This is a genomic window from Streptomyces sp. NPDC050534 (assembly GCF_044457745.1).
GTDB lineage: Bacteria > Actinomycetota > Actinomycetes > Streptomycetales > Streptomycetaceae > Streptomyces.
In genome coordinates this window covers 38,247-54,348 of sequence record NZ_JBITHF010000025.1, presented here as the reverse complement: position 1 = coordinate 54,348, position 16,102 = coordinate 38,247, and the positions used below count along the sequence as shown (strand labels likewise).

Genomic DNA, 16,102 nt, shown 5'->3' with positions numbered 1-16,102 from the left:
AGAGGGGCCGCCGTCTCCCTGCGGACGGCGGCCCCTCGGACCGGTGCGGCTCAGGTCCCCCGGATCACATGTGGACGACGGGTGCCGCGTCCTCGTGCTGCTCCGGAACCCCGCGGCGGTAGAGCAGGAACGCGATCACCGCGCCGGCGGCGAACAGGCCCGCCGACCACCAGAAGGCGGTGGTGTAGCTCTCGATCGTCGCCTGGGCCCGGACCAGCTTGTCGGCCGGGTTCTTGCCGACCAGGTAGTTGGTGGCGGCGCTCGCGGCCAGCGTGTTCAGCAGGGCCGTACCGATCGAACCGCCTACCTGCTGCATGGCGTTGACGGTGGCCGAGGCGACGCCCGCGTCCTCGGCCGCCACCCCGCCGGTGGCCAGCTGCATGGCCGCCGGCATCACCAGGCCGAGTCCGGCACCGGTGATGATCAGCTGCGGCAGCACCGCGCCGGCGTAGCTCGAGCCGATGTCGATCGCGGACAGCCAGGCCATGCCCGCTGCTGCGATCGCGAAGCCCAGCGGCACGACGGCCTTCGGCCCGATCCGCGGCACCAGGACCGTGGTGCCGAGCTGTGCCGCCACCATCAGCGCCCCGACCATCGGCAGGAACGCCACGCCCGTCTTGGTCGGGCTGAAGCCGAGGTTGAGCTGGAGGTAGTAGGTGAGGAAGAGGAAGACGCCGAACATGCCGCCGGCGGAGATCAGCACGGCGAGGAACGAGGCGGCCCGGTTGCGGTCGAGCAGGATGCGCAGCGGCAGCAGCGGGTGCCGGGCCCGGGTCTGCCACCAGGCGAAGGCGGCCAGCAGCAGGCCACCGGCGAACAGGAAGCCCCAGGTGAGCGGCGAACCCCAGTCGTGCGTCTCGGCGTTGGAGAAGCCGTAGACGAGGGAGAACAGACCGGCGGCGACGAGCACCGTGCCCGGCACGTCCAGCTTGGCGCTCGCGTCGTCGCGGTGGTTGGTCAGCAGCACCCAGCCGCCGATGAAGGCGACGACGGCGATCAGCACGTTCACGTACAGCGTCCAGCGCCAGTCGAACGCGTCGGTCAGGACGCCGCCGAGCAGCAGGCCCACCGCACCGCCGGCACCGGCGATGGCGCCGTAGACGCTGAACGCCCGCGCGCGCTCCTTGGCGTCGGTGAACGTCGTGTTGAGCAGGGAGAGCGCGGCCGGGGCGAGCAGTGCGCCGAAGGCGCCCTGCAGGGCGCGCGCGGTGACCAGCATCCCGAATCCGTTCGCCGCACCGCCGAGCGCGGAGACGCCGGCGAAGCCGACCACGCCTATGAGGAAGGCGGTCTTGCGGCCGAACAGGTCGGCGATACGGCCGCCGAGCAGCAGCAGGGACGCGAAGGCCAGGGCGTAGGCGGTGACGATCCACTGCCGGTTGCCGTCGGAGAAGCCGAGGTCGGCCTGGGCCGAGGGCAGGGCGATGTTCACGATGGTGGCGTCGAGCACCACCATCAGCTGCGCTACGGCGATGACCGCGAGGATCCACCACCGCTTGGGCGACGCCTCGGGCGGCGCCTCGACCGCACCCTGCTGGGTGCCGTCGGTCAAGGTCTTCTGGGACATGGGAGAACCACTCCAGGGAAGTCGTTCGAGCAGTTTCTAAACGAAACGGTTTCGTACACGTCGAGATTAGACCACCCCGAACGAAACGGCAACGTTTCGCTGGACGTGACGAGCGCCATGTATTCCTTGACAGGAATATAACCGTGGCGGCATATTGGAGCCATGTCCGACAGCGCTCTCTGGACCGCTCTCGCCGACCCTCACCGCAGGGCCATCGTCGTGCTGCTCCTGGAGCGGCCGCGGCCCGTGGGCGAGATCGTGGAAGCGTGCGGTCTGAGCCAGCCGAGCACCTCCAAGCACTTGAAGGTGCTGCGCGAGGCCGGCCTGGTCCGGGTCCGGCAGGACGCGCAGCGTCGCGTCTACGCCCTGGACCCGGCGCCGATCGCCGAGCTCGACGCGTGGCTCGCGCCCTACCGCGAGCTGTGGAACCGCAGCCTGGACAAGCTGGGCCGGCGCCTCGACGAGACGGCGCCGGACGATCCCGAGGAACCCGCCCCGAAGGACTGATCCACCATGGCCGCTGATCTCACCGGCACCTATCTGACCCTGGACGACGGCCGCCCGGCCGTCCGCTTCAGCCGCGTCTACGACCATCCGATCGAGCGCGTCTGGCAGTTCGTGACCGATGCCGGGGAACTCGCCCAGTGGTTCCCCTCCCGCGCCGAGATCGACCCGCGCCCGGGCGGCACGATCACCTTCGCCGGCGACCCGAACATGCCCGAGTCCACGGGCCGGGTGCTCGGCCTCGACGAGCCGCGCCACCTCTCCTTCGAATGGGGCGGCGACGAGCTCCACTTCGACCTGGAGGCCCTGGACGAGGGGCGCACCCGCTTCACCCTCACCAACGTCCTGCAGGCGGCCGACACCGCGTCCCGCAACGGCGCCGGCTGGGAGGTGTGCCTGGCCGCGCTCGACGCGAAGGCGCGCGGCGAGCGGATCGAGGGACCGCACGCCGGGGCGAGCACACCGTGGAAGGAGTTCTACGACCGCTACATCGAGGCCGGTGTGCCCAGCGGGGCACCGGTGCCCGGCCTCGACTGACCCCTCACGCCATCTGGCGCCGCACCAGCTCGTGCAGCCGCCCGCCCGTGTCCGCGAGCAGCTGTGCGGGCGGGCCCTGCTGGGCGATCTTCCCGTCCTCCATCACGATCACGCGGTCGGCGTCCAGGACGGTGGACAGACGGTGCGCGATGACGATGCGGGTGGCCTGGAGGGCCTTGGTCGACTCGATCACCGTGCGCTGCGTCTCGTTGTCGAGGGCGCTGGTCGCCTCGTCGAAGAAGAGGATGCGCGGCCTGCGGATCAGCGCCTGCGCGATCATCAGGCGCTGACGCTGGCCGCCGGAGACGGCACCGCTGCCCGACACGATGGTGTGCAGGCCCATGGGCATCCGCTTGATGTCCTCGGCGAGACCCGCCATCTCGGCCGCCGCCATCGCCTCCTCCGGAGTGTACGGCTCGGTCCCGCAGATGACGTCCAGGATGGAGCCGGTGAACGGCTGCGCGTGCTGCAGCACCACACCGCACTGCCGGCGCACCGCCGACTGGTCGAGCGCGGCCAGGTCCTGGCCGTCGTACAGGACGCTGCCCGAGACCGGCTTGTCGAAGCCGATCAGCAGCCTCAGCAGGGTCGACTTGCCGCAGCCGCTGGGGCCGACGACCGCTACGAACTCGCCGGGACGCACCTCGAACGACAGGTCGTCGAGGACGAGCGGGCCGTCGTCGGAGTACCGGAACGACAGGCGCCGCGCCTCGATGGCACCGGTCAGCGGGCCGGGCCGGGTGGAGCCGGTGCGCACCTCCGGGGTGGCGTCCAGCACCGGCTTGATCTCCTCGAACAGCGGCAGCGCGGCCACCGTGGAGACGAACGCGCCGGTCAGCTGGGTCACCGAGGTCAGCACCATCGTCACCGAGGTGTTGAAGGTGAGGAACGCGGCCGCCGACATCACCCCGCGCGCCGGACCCGCCAGCAGCATGAACATCAGCAGGGTGCACAGCGGCAGATACACCGCGCCCAGCACCGTGGTGAGGTTCTTGATCCGCCCCACCTTCTGCTGCAGTTCTCGGCTGTGCGCGAACTCCGAGGCCCAGGCCGCGTACGCGTAGTTCTCGGCCGCCGCCACCCGGAGCTTGGGCAGCCCGCGCAGCGTCTGGAACGCCTGGTTGTTCAGCTTGTTGCCGAGCACGACCAGCTTGCGCTGCCAGCGCACCTGCCACAGGCCGAGCCCGAGGAAGACGGCGCCGATGACGACGAGCATGCCGATCGCCGCGAAGGCCATCGAGGCGCTGTACCAGAACAGCAGGGCCAGGTTCATCGCGCCGATGGTCACCGACTGGGCGACGACGGGCCCGACGCCCGCCATCAGCCGGCGCATCGCGCTGATGCCCATGGCCGCGCTGGCCAGCTCGCCCGTCGAGCGTTCCGTGAAGAACTTGGTCGGCAGTCTCAGCAGCCGGTCCCAGACGGCCGGTTGGAGGGTGGCCTCGATCCGGCCCTCCATACGGAGGATGGTCAGGTTCTCCAGCAGCATGAAGGCCGCCGCCACCAGGCTGGTGAGCATCACGGCCAGGCAGACCTGGACGATCAGGTTCGTCTCGGCCTTCGGCACGAACTCGCCGAGCACCTTGCCGGTCGCGATCGGCACCAGCGCGCCGATCGCCACCGTGACCAGTCCGCTGACCAGCAGGTTGGTCAGGTCGCCGCCGGTTCCCTGCATGCTGAACCGCAGCAGCCGCAGCGGGCTGAGCGCGCGGTCCGGGAGCGGGCGGTAGAACATGACCGCGCGCGGCTCGAACTCCTCCGCGTTGGCCTTCTCGATCGGGGTCTCACGCCCGGTCGCGGGGTGTACGGCTACGTAGCCGCCGCGCCGCCACAGCAGCGCGACCGGCGCACCCGACAGCGCCCGGTGGCCCACCAGCGGGCCGACGTTGTCCCGCCACCAGCTGCCGTCCAGGCGTACCGCCCGGGTCCGGACACGGGAGGCGATGGCCACGAGTTCCACCGGGTCCAGCCGGTCGTTCTCGGTGCCGCTCTGCGCGGGTTCGGCCAGCGTGATCCCGGCCGCGTCCGCGACCAGCCTGCACACCGCGTACGAGGCGTCGGCGTCGGCGGCCGTGGTGCGCTTGCCCGAGGACTTGCCGATGGAGGCCAGCAGGGTGCGGTCGGCCTGGGCCCGGACCGCCTCGCCCGCCTTGATGCCTGCCGCCGTCCGGGTCTCGTGCGTACGCTCCAGCTGCTCGATCCAGCGGTCCAGCGTGGTCAGCAGCCGGTACTGCTGGTCGACCATGCTCTGCCAGACGCCCGGGTCCATCAGCAGGTCGGCAGCCGCCTCGGCGCCGTAGAGGGAGCCGTACTGGACGCTGCCCGGCGGCACCTGCATCCAGAAGACGTCGTCGTCCGTCATCTCGGCGGCGCGCTCGGTCGCCATCGGGGCCTGGAAGAGGATGGACAGGCTGCGGCCCACACCGAGCGCGAGGGCGTACTCCAGGGGGCTGGTCTGCGGCGGGACGTACTGGGGGTTGCCGTAGTCGTCGTAGGACCAGGTCTGGGTGTTGGCCGGCTGGTACAGCTCGCGCAGTCCTATGCGGTGCACCACGCAGTCGCGCAACGGGCGCGCCACCAGGGTGTGCTGGGGCCCCGGGACCGGGCCGAGCAGCAGCGACCCCGCCTCCAGGCGGCCGAGGTGGTGCCAGTGGCCCTGCTGCACGGCGTCCACCGCGAACAGGTCGAGACTGCCGGACGCGACCAGCCACAGGACCTGCGGGCCTTCGAGGTCGAGCCGGGTCAGGCCGGTGCAGTCGACGCGCGAGCCCATGGACCCGAGCGCGCCGAGGACCAGGTCGCCTTCCTGAGAGGTCGTCATCTCACCGTTCCCTGACCAGCGCGGCGTACGCGCCGCCGCGCGCCACCAGGTCCTCGTGCCGTCCGCGTTCCACGATCGTGCCGTGCTCGAGCACGACGATCTCGTCGCTGTCGCGCACGGTGCTCAGCCGGTGCGCGATCACCACGCAGGCGCAGCCGCGCCGGCGCAGGTTGTCCATCACGACCAGTTCGGTCTCCGCGTCCAGGGCGCTGGTCACCTCGTCGAGGACCAGGATGCTGGGCCGGCGCACCAGCGCGCGGGCGATCTCCAGGCGCTGTCGCTGCCCGCCGGAGAAGTTGCGGCCGTCCTGCTCGACCTTGCTGTGGATGCCGCCGGGGCGGCGCGTGACGACGTCGTACAGGGCCGCGTCCCGCAGGGCGTCCACCACGGCGTCGTCCGGGATCGACGGATCCCACAGCGCCACGTTGTCGCGGACCGAGCCCTCGAAGAGGAAGACCTCCTGGTCGACGAAGGAGACCGAGGCGGCGAGCGCGCCGCGCGGGATGTCGTCCAGGCGCCGTCCGTCGATGCGGATCACGCCCTCCCACGGGGTGTACAGGCCCGAGATCAGCCGGGAGACGGTGGACTTGCCGCTGCCGGAACCGCCGACGAGGGCGACCTGCTGGCCTGGGCCCACGGTCAGGTCGAAGCCGGTGAGCAGCGGCTTGTCGAGCGGGTTGTAGCCGAAGCTGATGTTCTGCAGCTCGACGTGGCCGTGCAGGCGGCGCGTGGAGTCGCCGGCACCGTTGCGGCCGTAGAGCGGGTCGGCCTGGAAGTTCTCGACGTCCTTCAGACGGGCCACGTCGGCGGCGAAGTCCTGGATGCGGCCCGCGACGCCGTTGAGGCGGGTGATCGGGGCGGTGAAGCGGGTGACCAGCGACTGGAAGGCGACCAGCAGGCCGACCGAGATGCCGCCCTCGACCGCCCGCATGCCGCCGATCCACAGGATCACCGCACTGTTCAGCGAGGCGAGCGTCGGCGCGACCACGCCCAGCCAGGCGCTCGGCACACCGAGCCGCTGCTGCTCCTCCAGCGTGGTGGCGTGCTGCCCGGCCCACTTGCGGAAGTAGCCGTCCTCGCCGCCGGTCGCCTTCATCGTCTCGATCAGCTGAAGACCGGTGTACGCGGTGTTGGTCAGCCGTGCGCTGTCCGCGCGCAGCTTGGCCGTCCGGGTCGCACGCAGCCGTACGACCACCCGCATCGCGACGATGTTGAGCAGGGCGACGCCGATGCCGACGAAGGTCAGCTGCGGGTCGTAGGTGTAGAGCAGGATCGCGTACAGCACGACGACCACGCAGTCCACGCCCGCCGCCGCGAGGTCGCGGGCCAGGGTCTCGGCCACCTGGTCGTTGGACTGCAGCCGCTGCACCAGGTCGGCCGGGCTGCGCTGCGAGAAGAAGGTCACCGGCAGCCGCAGCAGATGGCGCAGAAAGCGGGCGCTGGAGAGGGTGGAGGAGATGATCCGGCCGTGCAGCAGGTTCGACTGCTGGAGCCAGGTCAGGACCACGGTCAGCAGTACGCACGCGCCCATCGACGCGAACAGCACGGTCAGCAGCGAGGTCTGGCCGCCGATGAGGAACTCGTCGATGTAGGTGCGGCTGAGCGCCGGCACCGCCGCACCGACCAGGACCAGCAGCAGGCTCGCCAGCACCGCGGCGGGCATGGTGCCCGCGGTACCGCGCAGCCGGGCGGGCATCGCGCCCAGGATGCCGGGCTTACGGCCGCCCTTGGTGAAGCCGTCGCCGGGCTCCATCACCAGCACGACGCCGGTGAAGCTGCCGTCGAAGTCCTCCATGGGCACGAAACGGCGGCCCTTGCCGGGGTCGTTGATGTAGACCCCGCGGCGGCCGAAGCGGCGCCCCATGCCGTCGTAGACGACGTAGTGGTTGAACTCCCAGAACAGGACGGCCGGCGTCTTCACCTCGGCGAGGGCGGCCGTGTCCATCTGCATGCCCTTGGCCGTCAGGCCGTAACTGCGCGCCGCCTTCAGCAGGTTGCTGGCGCGCGAGCCGTCGCGGGAGACGCCGCAGGCGATGCGCAGCTCCTCCAGCGGTACGTGCTTGCCGTAGTGGCCGAGGACCATCGCGAGGGAGGCGGCGCCGCACTCCACGGCCTCCATCTGCAGGACGGTGGGGGTGCGGACGGTCTTCGACTTCCCCGTGGGCACGGGGCGCTTGGGCGGAGCGGCGCGTCGCCTGCTCCGCGTCTCCTGTGCGGTGCTCACGGCAGCAGCCAATCGACGGGACGCTGATCGGCCAGCCGGATCGAGCCCGAGGCCATGGTCATGGAGGAGAGGCGGAAGGGCGGCCCGTCCTTGGACGACCACCGGTAGCCGCTCTTCGTGCTCGACGACTTGTCCAGTTTGACCAGTACGGCCACCGGGCGGCCCTTCTTGGTGAACTGCTCACCGAGCTGGCTGTCCCCGAGGAACGCGGCGATCTGCTGGGACGACTGCGCGGAGCGGTCGACCGACTTCACATGGCCGTGCAGCACGCCGTACGTCTGGGTGGGCACCGAGGAGACCGTCAGGTCCACGCCGGCGTTCGCGGGTATGGAGGCCGCGTTCTCCGCCGGGACGTAGACCGTGGCGTAGAGCGGGTCGTCGGCCTTGGCGACCTTCTCCACCGCGGCGACGTTCGCGCCGGTCTGGATGATCTGGCCGATGGTGGCGGCGAGGCCGGTGATCCGGCCCGCGGCGACCGTACGGACGACGGTGTCGCCCTGGGCCGTCTTCACCTTCAGGACCGGGGCGTCGGCCGGCAGGCGCTCGCCCTGCTCGGCGAGGACCGCTGTGACCTGACCCGCGACCGGGCTCTGCAGGATGTAACTGCCTTCGCCGTGGGTGAGGATGGCGGGCGCGCCGACGGTGGAGGTCACCGAGCCGGTCACCGCCCACACGGAGGCGGCGGCCACGGCGACCACCGTCACGGACAGCACGAGCCAGCCCTGGGGGCGGGCGAAGCGCACCGGAAGGTCCAGCTCCTCCGGCGACTGGAGCTTGGCGAGGGCCTGTTGGCGGAACTGCACGGAACTTCCCTCACCTGAAAACGAGAGAGGACCGGCTCGCGCGAGCCGGCTGGTTCACGACAACCGAAGGCCCCGGAGCCGCGATACGACTCCGGGACTCAACGATCACAAAAGGTGCGATCAGAGACCGGCGACCAGGTTGGTGACCGGAGCGGTGCTCAGGCCGGTCACACCCTCGACGGTGCCGATGGCGGTGTTCAGAACGCCGGAAACCGGGGCAACGCCGTCCAGGGCACCGGTGACGGTGTTGACCGCGTTCACGGAAAGGCCGCCGGAGACGTTGTCCAGCTCGGCGTCGGAGATCTCGACGGTCTCAACGCGGGGGGTGGAGTTCATGATGGAACTTCCCTTCGTATGGATATTTCACAAGGGGGGAGCGGCCCCCCTCTGGGGGACAGAGCGACGGCCGCGACCGCGAGCGCCGGGCGCCCGTTGCCGGGAACCCTTCGCGGCCCCCGCGGTGCGATGGATCAAAGCACGGTGCGGGGCCGGGCTTCCAATCAACCATGCGTCTCACCAGGCAACTTGGACCGCAGGGGTACCGATCGGTGCAGGGCTGCGCACGAATCGGTGGCGACTTCTTCACATGCGTCACGGCATTGGTTCGCCCGGGGTCTTGCCGCCGGATCGACGAATCCGACACTCCCGTCACAACGGCCCGGCGCAAGGCGCGGGCGTGTGCAGATCCTTCGTGCGCGGTGCCCCCGTTGCGTATTGGCTGTGCAGATTGGTTGAAGCTTGGATTCAGATGCGTGTTCTGAACGGACGGTCGCCGTTCGACTGCGGAGCGTGTCAGCCCAGCAGTGCGTAGACCGTGCTCGCGCGGGCGGCCAGTTCCCCTGACGCCGCGTCGGTCATCGTGATGTCCGCGAACGCCATCCGGCGGCCGAGCTTGGTGAGCACCGCCTCGATCAGGACATCCGCGCCGGTCACCGCGCGCTGGAACGACGTGGACTGCTGCACCGTCGTCATCGGGACGAACGCCCCGCGCGCGGCCGACACCGCGATCACGGTGGCCGTGTCGGCGGCGGCCATCAGGGCCTGCCCCGACAGCCCGCCGCCCTCCCGCGACAGCCGGTCCGACCAGGGAAGGCGCAGTGTGGCCCGGTCGGCACCCAACGCCTCCACGGTCAGGCCCAGTTCCAGGACCCAGGGGGCGAAGTTGGCGGAGAGGATCTTGTCGGCTTCGGCGATGGTCATCGTCATATGGGCGATTGTTCCCCGCGTCGGTTCGCCGGGCGCGCGTCATGGCCGATTCGGCATCGGGCAAAGCGAGTTGGCAAACGGAATTGAACGCACCGTGCGGCCCGTGCGTACCAACAGCCATCCAGGCGCCCGAACAGAACAGCTGCCGTACGGCGGCACAAAGACTCCGGTCCCCCCAGGAGGTCGAGAAGTTTGAGTCACAAGCGAATTCCGAAGCGCAAGGCCGCGATCGCGGCGGGCAGCGTCGTGGCGCTCGGCGCGGCCGCAATCCTGCTGCCTCACGCCAACGCGTCGCAGGGCGGCTCGTCGACCGACGCCGCCCCCAAGACCATGAAGGCGACCGACGCCTCGGATCTCGCCTCGCAGCTTCAGAGCCTTCTCGGTCAGGCCTTCGCCGGGTCGTACTACGACGCCGCCGCCAAGCAGCTGGTCGTCAACGTCATACCGGGCGACAACAACAACGTGGTCGTCCAGGCGAAGAAGGCGGGCGCGAAGGTCCGCGAGGTCAGCAACAGCCTCGCCGCGCTGAAGACGGGCGCGCAGACCCTGAAGGCCAAGGCGACCATCCCGGGCACGGCCTGGGCGGTCGACCCGAAGACCAACAAGCTCGCGGTCTCGGCCGACTCCACGGTCACCGGCGCCGACTGGAACAGACTGACCTCCACGGTCAAGAGCCTCGGCGACGGCATGGCCACCGTGAAGCGCTCCTCGGGCACCTTCAAGACGCTCGTGTCGGGCGGCGACGCCATCTTCTCCCAGGTGCAGGGCGGCACCGTCCGCTGCTCCCTCGGCTTCAACGTCAAGGCCAGCGACGGCAGTCCGGCCTTCCTGACCGCCGGTCACTGCGGCGTGGCCGCCAAGCAGTGGTCCGACTCCGAGACCGGACAGCCCATCGCCACGGTCGACCAGGCCACCTTCCCCGGCAACGGCGACTTCTCGCTCATCAAGTACGACGACCCCAACACCCAGGCGCCGAGCGAGGTCAACACCGGCGAGGGCCAGCCCGTCCAGATCACCCAGGCCGCCGACGCCACCGTCGGTGAGCAGGTCTTCCGTATGGGCAGCACCACCGGTCTGCACGACGGCACGGTCACCGGTCTCGACGCCACGGTCAACTTCCAGAGCGAGACCGACCCGAACGGCGTCGACACCGTCACCGGCCTCATCCAGACCGACGTCTGCGCCGAGGCCGGCGACAGCGGCGGCTCCCTGTTCACCCAGGACGGCAGCGCGGTCGGCATGACCTCCGGCGGCAGCGGCGACTGCACCAGCGGCGGCGAGACCTTCTTCCAGCCGGTCACCGCCGCCCTGCAGGCCACCGGCGCCACGCTCGGCGACGGCGGTGCGGGCGCCGCCGGCCAGGCCGGCTCCGCCGACCCGTCCGCCTCCGCGAGCGACGCGGCCGGTGGCGGCGACGCGGTCGGCGGTGGCGGCACGGCCGACCCGTCCGCCACGGCGAGCGACGGGACCGGTGACCAGTCCGGGGCCGGCGCGGGTGACCAGTCCGGCGCGGGCACCGGTGACCAGTCCGGCACCGGCACGGGCGACCAGAGCGGTGCCGGCGCGGGCGACGGTTCGTCGTCCCTCACCGGGACCAACTGAGTCGTCCTTCACCGGGACCAACTGAGTCGTCCCACGTCTCGATCCACTGATCGGCCAGATCCGCATTCCGGGTCCACGACGGACGGTCCGGCCCTCCCGCACGAGGGCCGGACCGTCCGTCGTGCCGGTGCCCGCCCCTCAGTCCTGCGCCCGGGCCCTGAGGAGCAGCAGCGCCACGTCGTCGAGGCGTTCGCGTGCGGCCGGGCTGTGCCGTACGAGATGGTCGGCGAGCTCGTCCAGGGGCAGTTCCCCGGCCTCCGCCAGACGCTCGCCGAGCCCGGCGAGCGCGTCCTCGATGTCCATGCCGGGGGACTCGATCAACCCGTCGGTGTAGAGGGCGAGTACGGAGCCGGGCGCGAGGTCGACCTCCGTCGTCGGGTACACGGCGGTGTCGTCTATGCCGAGCAGCGGGCCGCCGGCCAGGTCCAGCACCCGCACCCGTCCGTCAGGGCGGCGCAGCAGCGGCGGCGGATGTCCCGCCCGGGCCATCACCGCCCGCCCACGCGCCGGATCGAGCCGCAGATACAGACAGCTCGCGAACAGGTCGGTGCCGAGGTCGATCAGCAGCCGGTTGGTGCTGCGCATGACCTCCTCCGGAGCCTGACCGACCGTGGTGTAGGCGCGCACCGCGGTGCGGATCTGCCCCATCAGGCCGGCCGCGGTCACGTTGTGGCCCTGCACGTCCCCGATCACCGCCGCGGCCACGCCCTGCGAGGGCACCAGGTCGTAGAAGTCGCCGCCGATCTCCATGCCGTGCGTGGCGGGCAGATAGCGGGAGGCCGCCTCCAGGCCGGGCAGCGGCGGCAACGAGTGCGGCAGCAGCGCCTCCTGGAGGCCGTGCGCCAGCTGGTGCTTGGCGTCGTAGAGCAGGGCCCGCTCCAGGGCCTGCGCGATCAGGCCGCCCAGACTCGTCAGCACGGCCCGCTCGTCGGCGGGAAACGCGTGCGGTTCCGAGTAGGCGAGCACGCACGTGCCCACCGGCCGGCCCGAGGCGACCAGCGGCAGATAGGCCCAGGCCGCGAAGCCGTCGGGCGTGGCGTGCCGCGACGGATACAGGCGCTCCAGCTGCTCCCGCGAGTCGAAGAACGCGGGCACCCCGGTGTTGAGGGCGTGCGTCCCCGGCGTCGGCTCCGCCAGCGGCAGCCCGTTGAACCGCTCCACGACCTGCGGGTCCTCGTAGCCGCGGTGCCCGAGCACATGCAGCCGTCCCGCCCGTGAGCCGAGCATCACGAGCGCCCGGCTGCCGACGGCCGGCGCGATCTCGTCCGCGACGAGTTGCACCACGTCCTGCACGCCCGCCGCCTCGGTGAGCGCCCCGGCCAGGGTCAGCACCTGGGAGATGGTGACCAGCCGGGACGGGGCGTTGCCGGGCTGCGGGGCGGCCCTGTGCATCTCCGCCACCGCCCGCGCCCGGGTGACCCGGACGCTCAGCCCGGACGTGCTCGGATACAGCCGGAACGACAGCCAGTCGCCGGGCGGGCGCAGCGCCACGAACGACGTGGTCTGCTGGCTGAGCAGCGCGGCCCGGTAGCGGTCCTCGTAGACGGGGTCGTTCAGCCAGGGCACCGACGCCCACAGCTGGGTGCCCAGCAGCCGGCTGACCGGGAGCCCGATCAGCTCGGCCGCCGCAGCGTTGGCGAAGCTGACCCGGCCGTGCAGATCGAGCGAGCACAGCCCGTACGGCAGCCGCGACACCATCCGGGCCGCCTCCACCGAGCCGAGTGAGCCCGCCGCACCGCCCACCTGCGGCGCGCCGAGCAGATCGGGCTCCTGCAGTACGGGACGGCTGTCCTCCACGGCTCGCTCCAGCCGCAGCGCGAGCCGGCCGCACGCCGCGGTCAGATGCTCGCGCTCGCGGTCGGACAGTTCGGGCGGATGGGCGCCGGGCCAGGTCACGAAGACCGCGCCGTACGCTTTCGACTCCGTCGCCACCGGGAGCGCGGCCAGCGAGAAGTGGTACGGCAGCACGACGGAGATCCGGGGATAGCTGCGCGCCATCTGCTCCTCACCGCCCACCCACACCAGCCGCCGCTCCCGCACCGCGTCGGCCACCGGGATCGGCGCGCTGAGCCCGACCCGCTCCCAGGGGGCGGCGAAGGCGCGGGGCAGCCCGGCCATCACGGCCATCTCCAGCACGGGTTCGCCCGGCGCCAGCAGATACACCGCGCCGGAGTGCGCGTGGACCTCGTCCATCATCGACGCGAGCGCCAGCGACAGCAGCGGCCGGCCCACTCGCGTCCTCGCGGCCGCCGGCGCCTGTACGGACCTCTGCCCGTCGGACACGCCGACCACCTCCTCGCCCGGCCGCGCGACGGGTCCCAGGGACCAAATCTGCCCCGTGACGGCCGCTCGCGCACGGCGAGCGGTTCTGCGGGCGCCGCGCGGTCCGGCACACGGACGCAGGAACTCCCCCGCAACGGTGAAGAACGGCCCCGTACCCCCTCGGCCCGGAATCATTCCCTCTCACTCGTTGCGCGTGGTGGTGCGTGAACGCCGTGCCCGCGCCCCCGCGCCCCGTAATGGCCGGAACTTCGCGCCCCTGGCGTGGTCGCGGGCGCGAAGAATGGGCACGCGTTCACCACTAATTCCGACCGCGGACGAAAACGAGGGGCGGGCTGTGATCCGGGTATTACTGGTGCACGATGCGTGTCTGGTGCGATCGGTCCTGGCGGAGTGGCTGCGAAGGGAACCGGACTTCCGCGTGGAGGACACACCATGGCGAGGGGCGCACGGCCGGGCACGGCTGCTGCGCCCCGATGTGTGTGCGGCGGATCTGGAGGCCGCGGACACATACGGCGTTCCACCACTCGGTGACCTGTGCTTACGCGGCCAGGACGAGATACGGCCGAGACTTCTCGTCCTGGCGAGTGCGCACCGGCCCGGCCTGCTGAAGCGGGCCATCGAGGCCGGGGCGACCGGCTATGTCGACAAGGCGGGCTCACCGGATCACCTGGTGCGCGGGATCCGGCGGGTCGCCTCGGGGGAACGATTCGTCGACGACTCGCTCGGCTACGGCTTCCTCAAGGCCGCCGAGATGCCGCTGACCCGGCGCGAACTGAGCGTGTTGTCCCTGGCCGCCGAGGGCGCCTCCGTCGCGGAGATCGCGGGGAGCCTCCACCTGTCCCACGGGACCGTGCGCAACTACATGGCGGCCATCACCCGCAAGACCGGAGCCCGCAACCGCATCGACGCGATCCGCATCTCGCAGGGGGAGGGCTGGCTGTGACGCCGTCCTGGGGAGGGCCGCGCCCGGTGGCACGGGCGCCCAGCTGCCGACGAGCTCCCGGTACTGCGGCGACGTCTCCAGCAGCTCGTCGTGGGTGCCGTAGGCCGTGCCCCGCCCGTCCATGACCAGCACCCGGTCCGCGCGCCGGGCCGAGCTGATGCGGTGGGCGACGACGACGAGGGTGCCTCCCGGCCGCCGCGCGAACGCACGCTCGGCGGTTTCCTCGGCCTGCGGGTCCAGATGACAGGTCGCCTCGTCGAGCAGCGCGAGCGGGGCATCCGACAGATAGGCCCGGGTCAGCGCGATCAGCTGCCGTTCGCCGGCGGAGAGCGCCGCCGGGTCGATCTGGGCGCCGGGCCCGCCGAGCGCGTCGAGCAGCGGACGGAGCCCCACGGCGTCGGCCGCGTCGAGCAGTTCGGCCTCGGGCACCGGGTCCGGCCGGAGGTGGGCGAGGTTCTCGGCGACGGTGCCGGTGAAGACGTACGCCTCCTGCGGGATGAGGACGCGATACCGCGCGGCCGCCGCGGAGGGCACCGGCAGCCCGCCGACCCGGATCGTGCCGTGACGCGGCTCCAGCACCCCCGCGACCAGCGCGGTGAGCGTGGACTTCCCGATGCCGCTGGGGCCGACGACGGCCAGGTGGGAGCCGGGGGCGAGGCTGAGGTCGAGGTCCTTCAGCACGGGGGTCGCGGCCGGGCCGTAGGCGAAGGTGACGGAAGTGAGGGAGAGGGCGGGGGAGTGCTCCTCGGGGCGTCCTCGCGCGGGCGCCGGCGCATGGGGCGCGGGCGCCGAGGTGAGGCGCCGCAGGACCACCGTCAGGCGTGATCCGCTCGTGCCGAGGCCGTGGACCAGGTTGCCCAGGGCCGGGAGGAGGGACTGGGTGACGTAGGCGAGGGCGCCGACCAGGGCGCCCGCCGTGACGCCGTGGGCCAGGAGCCAGGGGGCGGCGGCGAGCAGGAGCACGATCGGGACGTGGCCGCCGATCGCGAGCGCGGCCACCCGTACGACGCCCCAGCGGGCGAGGGAACGGGCGGCGCGCAGCTCGGCGTCGACACGCTCTCCCGTGTCGGCGGCGATTCGTTCCTCGGCACCGGTGGCGGTGATGTCCCGCAGCCCCGGACACACGGAACCGAGGCTTTCGGCCAGAGCCTCGTCGGCGACGAGGAACTCCTCCTGCCGACGGGCCAGCGGCCGCAGCGAGGCCGCGAACAGGGCGACTCCGGCCACCAGCGGCGGCCCTACGGCCAGCAGCAGCATCGGTGCCAGCGAGCAGAGCCCGGCCAGCGCCCCCACCGCCGTGAACACGAACGAGCGCGACACCATCACCAGCCCGGCGAAGGTCTCCCGCGCGATCTCCACCTGCTGGGTGAGCCCCGACAGCGCCCCGCCGCCGGCCTCCCGCACCCCGCGGCCGACCACCCGTTCCACGAGCCGGTCCCGCAGGGGTTCGACGAGCGCGGCGACGGCCGCGTAGACCCGCCCGGTCCCGTACGCCCCCACGACGACCCCGAGCCCGGCCACCCCGAGCCAGGCGAGCCCGACGTCCACCCGCCCGGCCAGGAACCCCGCGTCGAGGGCGCGCGCGGGGGCGTACCCGGTGAGGAACGTCTGC

At 71.8% G+C, this 16,102-nt stretch carries 11 protein-coding genes and 1 pseudogene; 4 read left to right on the top strand and 8 right to left on the bottom strand.

Annotation, left to right across the window (positions count from 1 at the left end; translation table 11 throughout):
- Window positions 1-64: 64 nt before the first annotated feature.
- Window positions 65-1,567 carry an MFS transporter gene (locus tag ACIBN2_RS45260; protein WP_399143632.1) on the bottom strand — a complete coding sequence of 501 codons (1,503 nt, stop codon included), beginning with the start codon at window positions 1,565-1,567 and terminating at the stop codon, window positions 65-67.
- Window positions 1,568-1,729: 162 nt separating this feature from the next.
- On the opposite strand from ACIBN2_RS45260, the gene ACIBN2_RS45255 reads away from it, so the two are divergent.
- The gene (locus ACIBN2_RS45255; RefSeq protein WP_399143631.1) at window positions 1,730-2,074 is read left to right on the top strand and encodes an ArsR/SmtB family transcription factor; all 345 of its coding nucleotides are present in this window, start codon (window positions 1,730-1,732) and stop codon (window positions 2,072-2,074) included.
- A 6-nt stretch (window positions 2,075-2,080) separates the two neighbouring features.
- Window positions 2,081-2,608: an SRPBCC family protein gene (locus ACIBN2_RS45250; protein WP_399143630.1), complete on the top strand. Its 528-nt coding sequence runs from the start codon at window positions 2,081-2,083 to the stop codon at window positions 2,606-2,608.
- Between the two features lie 4 nt (window positions 2,609-2,612).
- On the opposite strand, the gene ACIBN2_RS45245 is transcribed toward ACIBN2_RS45250, so the two are convergent.
- The 5 genes from ACIBN2_RS45245 to ACIBN2_RS45225 all read right to left on the bottom strand — a co-directional run bounded on the left by ACIBN2_RS45245 (window position 2,613) and on the right by ACIBN2_RS45225 (window position 9,662).
- A complete protein-coding gene (locus ACIBN2_RS45245) occupies window positions 2,613-5,429 on the bottom strand; it encodes an NHLP bacteriocin export ABC transporter permease/ATPase subunit (RefSeq protein ID WP_399143629.1) in 2,817 nt (938 codons plus the stop codon).
- A gap of 1 nt (window position 5,430) precedes the next feature.
- Window positions 5,431-7,653, bottom strand: a complete 2,223-nt coding sequence (locus ACIBN2_RS45240; protein WP_399143628.1) for an NHLP family bacteriocin export ABC transporter peptidase/permease/ATPase subunit — start codon at window positions 7,651-7,653, stop codon at window positions 5,431-5,433.
- Window positions 7,650-8,456 (bottom strand): HlyD family efflux transporter periplasmic adaptor subunit, encoded by an 807-nt coding sequence (locus tag ACIBN2_RS45235; protein ID WP_399143627.1) that lies wholly within the window; start codon window positions 8,454-8,456, stop codon window positions 7,650-7,652. The genes ACIBN2_RS45240 and ACIBN2_RS45235 overlap by 4 nt, the downstream gene beginning before the upstream one ends.
- Window positions 8,457-8,576: 120 nt before the next feature.
- Window positions 8,577-8,792, bottom strand: coding sequence for a type A2 lantipeptide (locus ACIBN2_RS45230; RefSeq protein WP_393870490.1), 216 nt, complete (start codon window positions 8,790-8,792; stop codon window positions 8,577-8,579).
- A 456-nt stretch (window positions 8,793-9,248) separates the two neighbouring features.
- Window positions 9,249-9,662, bottom strand: coding sequence for a PaaI family thioesterase (locus ACIBN2_RS45225; protein WP_399143626.1), 414 nt, complete (start codon window positions 9,660-9,662; stop codon window positions 9,249-9,251).
- 192 nt (window positions 9,663-9,854) lie between these two features.
- Between ACIBN2_RS45225 and ACIBN2_RS45220 the strand changes: the two genes are divergently transcribed.
- On the top strand, window positions 9,855-11,264 hold the full coding sequence (locus ACIBN2_RS45220) for a S1 family peptidase (protein WP_399143625.1): 1,410 nt from the start codon (window positions 9,855-9,857) through the stop codon (window positions 11,262-11,264).
- 138 nt (window positions 11,265-11,402) lie between these two features.
- Here ACIBN2_RS45220 and ACIBN2_RS45215 read toward each other — a convergent pair whose 3' ends face one another.
- On the bottom strand, window positions 11,403-13,547 hold the full coding sequence (locus tag ACIBN2_RS45215; protein WP_399143624.1) for a SpoIIE family protein phosphatase: 2,145 nt from the start codon (window positions 13,545-13,547) through the stop codon (window positions 11,403-11,405).
- 334 nt (window positions 13,548-13,881) lie between these two features.
- Between ACIBN2_RS45215 and ACIBN2_RS45210 the strand changes: the two genes are divergently transcribed.
- Window positions 13,882-14,490 carry a LuxR C-terminal-related transcriptional regulator gene (locus ACIBN2_RS45210; protein ID WP_399143623.1) on the top strand — a complete coding sequence of 203 codons (609 nt, stop codon included), beginning with the start codon at window positions 13,882-13,884 and terminating at the stop codon, window positions 14,488-14,490.
- Between the two features lie 306 nt (window positions 14,491-14,796).
- Here ACIBN2_RS45210 and ACIBN2_RS45205 read toward each other — a convergent pair.
- A pseudogene (locus ACIBN2_RS45205) lies at window positions 14,797-15,747 on the bottom strand (ATP-binding cassette domain-containing protein); the annotation flags it as partial.
- Window positions 15,748-16,102 lie beyond the last annotated feature (355 nt).

Coding starts and splice junctions, on each gene's coding strand:
- ACIBN2_RS45260 (WP_399143632.1), bottom strand. CDS start 1,567: ATGTCCCAGAAGACCTTGACCGACGGCACCCAGCAGGGTGCGGTCGAG.
- ACIBN2_RS45255 (WP_399143631.1), top strand. CDS start 1,730: ATGTCCGACAGCGCTCTCTGGACCGCTCTCGCCGACCCTCACCGCAGG.
- ACIBN2_RS45250 (WP_399143630.1), top strand. CDS start 2,081: ATGGCCGCTGATCTCACCGGCACCTATCTGACCCTGGACGACGGCCGC.
- ACIBN2_RS45245 (WP_399143629.1), bottom strand. CDS start 5,429: ATGACGACCTCTCAGGAAGGCGACCTGGTCCTCGGCGCGCTCGGGTCC.
- ACIBN2_RS45230 (WP_393870490.1), bottom strand. CDS start 8,792: ATGAACTCCACCCCCCGCGTTGAGACCGTCGAGATCTCCGACGCCGAG.
- ACIBN2_RS45225 (WP_399143626.1), bottom strand. CDS start 9,662: ATGACGATGACCATCGCCGAAGCCGACAAGATCCTCTCCGCCAACTTC.